Annotated in this window: 7 protein-coding genes and 1 pseudogene; 2 read left to right on the top strand and 6 right to left on the bottom strand. The window is 71.1% G+C overall.

Annotation, left to right across the window (positions count from 1 at the left end; all coding sequences use genetic code 11):
• Window positions 1-183: 183 nt before the first annotated feature.
• From ABTZ94_RS32530 to ABTZ94_RS32555, 6 genes are all read right to left on the bottom strand, one after another.
• A complete protein-coding gene (locus ABTZ94_RS32530) occupies window positions 184-1197 on the bottom strand; it encodes a Gfo/Idh/MocA family protein (protein ID WP_351206231.1) in 1014 nt (337 codons plus the stop codon).
• Window positions 1194-2306, bottom strand: coding sequence for a DegT/DnrJ/EryC1/StrS family aminotransferase (locus ABTZ94_RS32535; RefSeq protein ID WP_351206233.1), 1113 nt, complete (start codon window positions 2304-2306; stop codon window positions 1194-1196). The genes ABTZ94_RS32530 and ABTZ94_RS32535 overlap by 4 nt, the downstream gene beginning before the upstream one ends.
• A 54-nt stretch (window positions 2307-2360) precedes the next feature.
• On the bottom strand, window positions 2361-2870 hold the full coding sequence (locus ABTZ94_RS32540) for an NUDIX domain-containing protein (protein ID WP_351206235.1): 510 nt from the start codon (window positions 2868-2870) through the stop codon (window positions 2361-2363).
• 84 nt (window positions 2871-2954) lie between these two features.
• On the bottom strand, window positions 2955-3809 hold the full coding sequence (locus tag ABTZ94_RS32545; RefSeq protein WP_351206237.1) for a phosphopantetheine-binding protein: 855 nt from the start codon (window positions 3807-3809) through the stop codon (window positions 2955-2957).
• On the bottom strand, window positions 3806-5200 hold the full coding sequence (locus ABTZ94_RS32550) for an NAD(P)/FAD-dependent oxidoreductase (RefSeq protein WP_351206239.1): 1395 nt from the start codon (window positions 5198-5200) through the stop codon (window positions 3806-3808). Before ABTZ94_RS32550 ends, ABTZ94_RS32545 begins: the two co-directional genes overlap by 4 nt.
• Window positions 5193-6149, bottom strand: a complete 957-nt coding sequence (locus ABTZ94_RS32555) for a TauD/TfdA family dioxygenase (RefSeq protein ID WP_351206241.1) — start codon at window positions 6147-6149, stop codon at window positions 5193-5195. Before ABTZ94_RS32555 ends, ABTZ94_RS32550 begins: the two co-directional genes overlap by 8 nt.
• 244 nt (window positions 6150-6393) lie before the next feature.
• Here ABTZ94_RS32555 and ABTZ94_RS32560 point away from each other — a divergent pair, with 244 nt between their 5' ends.
• Window positions 6394-7755, top strand: coding sequence for an NsdA family TPR-like regulatory protein (locus tag ABTZ94_RS32560; RefSeq protein ID WP_351206243.1), 1362 nt, complete (start codon window positions 6394-6396; stop codon window positions 7753-7755).
• Between the two features lie 246 nt (window positions 7756-8001).
• Window positions 8002-8288, top strand: a pseudogene (locus tag ABTZ94_RS32565) (hypothetical protein); the annotation flags it as partial.

Raw genomic sequence — 8288 nt, forward strand, 5'->3', positions numbered from 1 at the left:
GTGAGGGTGCTGGGGGATTGAGGCCAACGCGAGTTCGGTCAGTGACGTGAAGGCGCCGAGGAGCGTCCAGGGCCTGGGTGTGGGCCGTTGAAGGGGATCCGCGGCCAACCACTCCGGCCATAGTCGCTCATCGACCATGGCCGGCGAAATGCCGAGCACGTCCTTCGGTGGCGGACGCGGTGATCAAGCTGCGCCGAGGTCGATGAGGGATGGGATGGCCGTGGTGGCGCCGTTACGGGAGGCTTGCAGGGAGGCGTGGGCGGCGAGGACGGCGTGCAGACCGTCGTGGAGGGTCGCGTTGCGGTGGCTGTGGCCGAGGAGCATGTCGCGGAAGGCTTTGTGCTCGGCGACGAGGGGTTCTTGTTTGGGGACTGCGTAGCGGGTGACGTCGCCTTCGGTGACGCCGCGGAATGCGGCGAGGGCCTCCCACTGGGTGCGGGTGGAGCCGTTGGCCCAGTAGGTGAGGTCGGCGGTGAGGGTGTCGGCGACGAGGATGCCGTGGTCGCCGGTGACGACGGTGGTCCGTTCCTTGAGCGGGGAGATCCAGTTGACCTGGTGGTGGGTGATGGTGCCGTCGGTCAGCTGGCCGAGGGCTGCGAGGAGGTCTTCGTGGGGCCGGCCGCTGCGGTGGGCGGTGCGGGCGGCGATCGAGGTGTAGTGGGTGTTGGTGATCCATGCGGTCAGGTCGAGGTCGTGGGTGGCCAGATCGTGGATGACTCCGACATCGGTGATCCGTACCGGGTAGGGGCCGGTACGGCGGGTGGCGACCGAGAACACGTCCCCGAGCTGGCCGGCTTCCAGCCGCTGGCGTAGCGCGATCAGCGCGGGGTTGAAGCGCTCGACGTATCCGACGGCGGCCGGGACTGCGGCGGTGTGGAATGCCTGGGCGAGCCGCCGGGCTGAGTCGGGGTCACCCGCGAGCGGTTTCTCGATGAGTGTGGGGACGCCGGCTGCGGCGAGGGCGGTGCCCAGCGGTTCGTGCATCAGCGTGGGGCAGGCCAGTACCGCGTAGTCGAGGCCGATCCGTAGCAGCGCGTCCAGGTCGGCGACAACGGGTATGCCGTCGGCGGCGCGGTAGCGGTCGCCGTGTGGATCGAGCGCGCCGACCAGTTCGATGCCGTCCAGGGTTCGCAGGACCCGGGCGTGGTGGCGGCCCATCCGGCCCAGTCCGATCAGTCCGACCCTCAGCGCGTTCATGCGGCACGCTCCGCGGCTTGGGCCAGTGTGGTCACGGCCTGGGCGATGTCGTCGATCTGTGTGGTGGTCAGCCCGGGGTGGACCGGCAGGGACAGCACCTGGTCGGCGGCGGCGTCGGTGTGCGGGAGGTCGATGGCGGTGGCGTAGGCGGGTGAGCGGTGGAGCGGGATGGGGTAGTGGACGCTGGTGCCGATCCCTGCCCGCTGCAGATTGTGGGCGAAGGTGTCGCGGTCGCCGAGACCGGGGCCGATGCGCACGGTGTACTGGTGCCAGACGTGACCGGCTCCCTCCGCTGTGGTGGGCAGGGTCAGCCCGGGCAAGTCGGTGAGGTGTCTGCTGAGGTGGGAGGCGTTTGCTCGCCGGTGTTCGGTCAGGGCCGGGAGCCGGCGGAGCTGGCTGCGGGCGATGGCGGCGCTGACATCGCTCATCCGGGCATTGGTGCCGACGATTCTGTGGTGGTAACGCCGTTCCATGCCCTGGTTGCGCAGCAGTCGCAGCGTGCGGGCCAGGGACGGGTCGGCGGTGGTGATCAAGCCGCCCTCGATCGACTGCATGTTCTTCGTCGGATAGAAGCTGAAGCAGCCCGCGGTTCCGAAGGCGCCTGTCGGTCGTCCGCCGAGTGTGGCGCCGTGGGCCTGCGCGGCGTCCTCTACGAGAGCGAGATGGTGCCGGCGGGCGAGCTTGGTGAGCTCGTCCATCGCGGCGGGGTGTCCGAAGAGGTGGACGGGGATGACTGCGGCGGTGCGGGGCGTGATCGCGGCCCGGACTGCGTCGGGGTCCAGACAGAAGGTGTCCGGGGCGATGTCGGCGAAGACCGGGGTGGCGCCGGTGAGCCGGACGGCGGCGGCCGTGGCGGCGAAGGTGAAGGAGGGCACGATGACCTCGTCGCCGGGGCCGATGCCCAGGGCGAGGAGGGTGAGCCAGAGTGCGGAAGTCCCGGAGTTGACCGCGATGCAGTGGCGGCCGTCGACCAGTTCGGCGAACTCTCCCTCGAACGCGGCGACTTCGGGGCCCTGGACGAGGTGGCCGGATTCAAGGACGCGGACGGCAGAGGCGATGTCGTCCGCGTCCAGGCGCGGCGCGGCGACCGGGATCGGTGGTGTGTTCACGACGGAGTCCCTTCCGGTGGGCGCCGCGCCGCGACCGGAAGGGGCGGCGGGGCGTCAGGTCTGGTGTCGAGTGGGGTCGAATCCGTGGTGCAGGTAGAGGGTGGTGTCGTGGGTCAGCGCGCGGGCGCAGGCGTGGAGGCGGCGGGCCATGTGCGGTGGGAGGAGGGTGTCCCACTCGTCAGGTGCCGCCAGCTTCCACGCGGTGATCTCGTCGGTGTCCAGGTGCACCCGCTGCTGGGCCTCTTCCTCGGTGATCAGACCACCGTCGAAGATGAAGTTGACCAGCGGGGGGCGGCCGTCGGGCTGCTCGGGCACCCAGTCGACGATCAGCAGCCGGCCCGGCGTGAGGTCCATGCCCAGCTCTTCCTTGACTTCGCGCTGGACTGCTTGCCGCGGGTCCTCGCCCAGGTCCAACCCGCCACCAGGGACCTCCCAGCCGTCACCGTAGGACGTTTTGACCAGGAGGACCCGGCCGGCGGCGTCGTGGATGCCCGCTCCTGCCCCACCAATGATCTTGGGGAGGGTGGCGTAGTACTCGGCGGGAGGCAGGTGCGCAGTGCTCATGGAGCGGGACGCTATCCGTACCGCTCACATGACTCGGAGAGCATCATCTGCCTGGCACAGAACAGTGACAAACTGGTGTGATTCTCACTCCAGTGACACGGGCTGGTGCTCGGCGGCCAGTTCGTCGCCGTCGCGCCGGTAGGTACGCGGGCAGTCGGTGCAGCGCAGCGCCGCGTCCAGACGGTGGCCGCACCGGCATACCCAGCCGACCTGGCGGGCGGGGTTTCCGATGACCAGGCCGTGGGCGGGGACGTCGCGCATGACGACTGCGCCGAGCGCGACCAGGGCGTGCGGGCCGACGGTGACGCCGGGCGCGATGACGGCCGCAGCCCCGATCGTGGCCCCGGTGGCGATGGTGACGGGGTGACGGGTCCAGTCCTCGGGGCCCTTGCGCCGCCCGTCGGGGGTGGTGGCCCGCGGGGCCGGATCCTCCAACAGGAGCGCGCCGGGGCAGATCATTACCTCGTCGCCCACCTCCGCACCGAACACGCCTGCGTAGTTCCCGATCTTCACGCGGTCGCCGATGGTGCTGCCGGCACCGATGAAGGATCCCTTGCCCAAGATGCAGTCGTCGCCGACAACCGCGCCGTCGGCGACCTGGGACTGGTGCCACAGACGTGTGCCTTCTCCGACGCTTGCTCCGGCGTCGAACCACCCCAGTTCCGGAGTGCCGGAGCGGTGTTCCTGATGCACGGAAGCGCTCCTGTCGGTGGCGGGCAGGCGGCTGGCCAGGTCGGCGGGAGTGGCGGCGTCGGAGAGAGCCGGGCCGGGGACGGCAAGGCCGGTGGCCCGTTCGACGGCCACCGCCAGGGTGAGCCGGTCCAGAGAATCCAGCCCGAGGTCGCGGAAGTCGGTGTCCGGCTCCGGAGCGGTGCCGGGCCGGATGTGCCGGACCGCGCCCAGCACCTGCTCCACAAGCCCCGGGTCGGCGGCGGTCACCGCAGCGCCTCCAGACGGCGGGCGAGCACGAACAGCGACGGTACGGCCTCGATGACCGGGGCCCGGTCCCACAACCGGCGCATCGCGGCCCCGGCCTTCGAGTCCTCTCCCAGCAGGGCACGCAGCGCCAGGCTGGTGAAGGCGGCGAACTCGGCCTGCTGGGAGAGCGGGAGATGCCCGCCTGACTGCAGCAGGTGCTCCAGCAGCCCTTGGGCAGCTCCCTGGGCGAGGACGTCGTCGATGCCTGGGGCCGGCATCGGCCGCTGTGCCCGGTAGGGGTGGGTGTCGAGACTGCCCGGCGAAGTGATCTCGTCGGCGACGAGCTCGGCCAGGCGCGGGGCCAGCAGCACCCCGCACCGGTAGGTGGCCGTCGCCAGCAGGATGGACGGTTCGCCGGTACGGCCGACCAGCGGCAGGTGGTCCAGGGTGTAGGGGCGCAGCCCCGTACGTGTGTCCTGGAGGGTAGCCGCTCCGAGGCGGGGATCCATGAGCGCGGCGGAGTCGGTGGCGAGCACGGCGACCTCGTCCAGGCCCGGCGGCTGGCCAGGGTCGGCGTCCAGGGTCAGCCGGTTCGTGCCGCCGAGATACAGGGTGCCGTCCGTACGCGGGACCAGGTGGGTTCCGCACGCGAACGCCGCGTTCGGTGTCCGTACGACGTGTTCCAGTTCCATTGCCGGGGCGTTCAGACGGGCGCTGACCCCGCGGCCGGCCAGGATCGGGGGCACGTGGCGGCCCCGGTCCGGCAGCAGCGCCGGGATGCCGCACCCCGCGGCCAGGACCACATCCCGGGCCCGGACCGTTTCGTTGCCTGCGCAGGACACGGTGCCCGCACCGACGGCCGTGGCCGGCTGGGGTATCCAGGTGGCGCGGGGGTGCTGCTCGATGGCCAGGGACAGGGTTTCCATCAGGGCGGCGCTGTCGATGCGGGCCTCGGTGGGCAGCCACAGGGCGCCCGCCGAGGAGGCGGGTGCCCGCAGGCCGGGGATGCTGGAGGCCTCGTGTTCCTCGGCCTGGTGCCCGGCCGCCCGGGCCGCTTCGGCGATCGGTTCCAGGCTGAACCGCCGCCTGGCCGGGGCGAGCACCCACGTTCCGGCGGGTGCCTGGATCTTCTGGCCGCTCATGGCCCCGATCCGCTCCAGCCACGCCGGGTAGGCGTCGTGGGCGGCCAGCCTCTCGGCCGTCTCCAGTCCCGCCCGCTGCGCGTCGTGGTGCGGCTCCAGTTCGGAGAAGGTGGAGAGCATCGCGCCGGCTGCCCGTGTGCCCTGTCCCCGGTGTGGACCGGTTCGCGGTCCCACCACGGTCACGTGCACGCCGCGGTGCAGCAGCTCGACGGCCACCGCGAGGCCGACGACACCGTTCCCGACCACTGCTACGTCCGTCAGCTCAGGCATCGTTCCGCCTCCCCGCCGCGGCCTTGGCCGCGTTCAGGGTCTGGTGGGCGGGGGCGGCCGGGTCGAAGGTCGCTTTGGCCTGCGTGATCCAGCGCCGGGTACCGTCCGCGAGGCCTTGCTGGGGTCCGAGTGCGGTACGGCCGTGAGCGATACGCCGCTGGTCGACGACCAGCAGCTGCCCGCGTCCCAGGGTGAGCGCGACGGTGGTTTCCGCCAGTGCCGCGGCGAAGCGTTCCAGCACCGCGGTTCGGCCGGCATTGCGGGGGTCGCGGATCATCTTCGCTGCCCAGCGGACCCAGACCGGCTGTCCGTCCTCGTTGTCCTCCAGCACGGGGAACGGCATCCGGGGCGCCCCGACACCGCACAGGCCCTGGGCCTGCCCCTCGAAGAACACCGGTTCCCGCAGCGCTGCACGGTCGGCCTCATCCAGCCGGGCCACCGCAGCTCGCAGGTCCCCCAGCAGCGAAGCGCCGCCGCCGGCCGGGTCGGCTCGGAGCACCAGCAGACTCGTGTACTCCGGGACGCATTGCACGTTCGGGGCGTCGATGTGCAGGGCCTGCGCGCCCGTACCGCCGAACGACGCCCCGTCCTTCGCCGAGCTGGTCTCCTCCCCGATCCACAGCCGGCCATCCCGCTGCCGGATGGAGAAGAACGGGCAGCCGAGCGCGGCCAGCACACCGGCGGCGGCCACCTGCAGCTCCTCATCCCCCAGCGTGGCCGGCAGCGCCAGTAACACCCAGCCCGGCGAGGACGGGCAGCAACGGTCCAGTCGCTCGGCCAGTGCTCCCAGCAACACCTCCGCGCCACCACCGGTGAGCACGCTGCGGGCGGCCTCCACGTTCCCCGCGCTCCACCGGTGCGCCTCCATCTGCGTCGTGCAAGCCGCGGCCAGCGAGACCGCGAGCGTCCTCGGCAGCACCACCCGAACCGGATCTTCAACCCGCGTCATCACGCACCCCTTTTTTGTCTCGTGGGCCGGGCCCGCTGCTCGGCCCCTCCAGGACAGCGCCGCGACCAGTCAGGGGACCAGAGGGACGTGGGGTGGATGCGGTGGAGCGGGTGCAGGACACCGGTGCGGTGCGGCCCCACCAGGGGGTGTAACTACACCGGCCAAGCCTCATCACCCCCTGCCAGGACATGGAATCCCGGTGCTAACGTCCGATCAGGAGCCGTACCGCAGCGGGGGGATCCCGGTGGACCGTGAGCCAGAACCGAACCCATTACGCAACGAGCTCGCCAGACTCGGCTGGGGCCCCGAACAGCTGATCGCCCGGGTCAACCAGCACCGGGCCCGGCGCGGCTCCGTTCCGCTGCACCGCAAGACCGGCTACCCCTGGATGCGCGGCGACCGCCCCTCCGCAGACGCGATCGGCGACGTCCTCGCCGTCCTGTCGCAGTACACCGGACGCCAACTCACCCCGAGCTCCCTCAACTGGGACCGGCCACGCCAGCGCCGCAGACACCGAACCGCACTGGACAGCCCGTACGAAGCCACCGCCGAAGAACTGCTGCGCGAGACCCAGGGAGACACCCCCATGCACCGACGCTCCTTCATCCTGCTGTCCGGAGCCGCCGCCACCGCACCGGCCCTGGACCTGCTCATGGGAGGAGCGCCCGCACTCGCCGCAGCCCAGGACGGAGACAAAGTGTCCCCGAAACTGGCCGGAACGGTCGAGCACGCCGTCCGGCAAGCGCGGGAACACGACGACAGCGAAGGCAGCGCCTCCACTCTGCTCTGGGCCGGCGGCATCTGGCAGAACGTCGGCAAACTCATCGCCGAGAGCCGCTACGACACCGCCGAAGGCATACGCCTGCACACCGCCTACATCGAGATGAGCGAAACCTACGGGTGGATGCTCTTCGACGCCGGGCACCACCCGCAGGCCCAGCGCGTCTACCAGACCGGCCTGCGCGTCGCCCGCGAAGCCGAGCACGCCCCCGGCATCCACCACGCCACCGTCAACCTGCTTGCCTCAGCCGCCTACCAGGAATCCTGGCTCGGCCAGTACCACGAAGCCACCACCCTGCTGGAAGTCGCAGAGAACCGCAGACCACAGGCCCTCACCCCACGCCTGCGCGCCGTGCTGGAGATGCGCCGCATCGCACTCGCCGGCCAGCAAGGCGACACCGAAGCACTGCACCGCGCCGACGGCCAGGCACGCACCCACCTCGCCGCCGCCCACGACAGCGGCGAACCCTGGTGGACACTATGGCTGGACTCGTCCGCCATCGACGCCCAGACCGGCCGGGCCCTCCTCGCCGCCCACCACCCCGACCTCGCCGAGCCCTACCTCGCCGGCCGCACAGTACTCACCGGCGACGGCTACCCCCGTGACCGGATGCTCTTCGCCAGCGAACTCGCCGACGCCCGCCTGCAGACCGGCGACATCAACGGAGCCTGCACCGCCGCCCGCCACGCCCTCACCCTGGCCCAGCACGTCGGCTCCCACCGCGTCCACCACCACCTGGACACCGTCACCACCGCCCTGCGCCACCACCACGGCAACCACCCCCGCGTCCGCACCCTGCTCACCGACCTGCCCCACGCCGTGTAGGCCTCCGCGTATATGCACTGCGCTGTGCACCTGAACTGCTGTTCTGCGAAGCCCTCGGGGCTTGCTTGAGCCGTGTGCGCTGTGAGGCGCACGCACGACCCTGCCTGCTGCTACCCTTCCGCGCTCAATTCGGTGGTGCCCGGCATGGCGGGGAACCCTGCAGCAGCGGGCACTTCAGCAGGCACTGTCACGTTGACTGACCGGGTGGGATGATCTTCTGATTGGTCATGCTGGGAGGGGTCGTCCGTGGACAGCGCGTCGCCGTCGTACAAGGGGCACCGGTACCCGGTGGAGATCATCTCCCACTGCGTGTGGCTGTACTTCCGCTTCCCGCTGTCGTTCCGCGAGGTCGAGGAGCTGATGCTCAAGCGCGGCATGCTCGTCTCCCACGAGACGGTCCGGCGCTGGTGCGCGAAGTTCGGGCAGGCCTACGCCAACGGCCTACGCCAACGGCCTACGCCAACGGCCTACGCCAACGGCCTACGCCAACGGCCTACGCCAACGGCCTACGCCAACGGCCTACGCCAACGGCC

It is taken from the genome of Streptomyces sp. NPDC002785 (genome assembly GCF_040295565.1).
Taxonomy (GTDB): domain Bacteria; phylum Actinomycetota; class Actinomycetes; order Streptomycetales; family Streptomycetaceae; genus Streptomyces.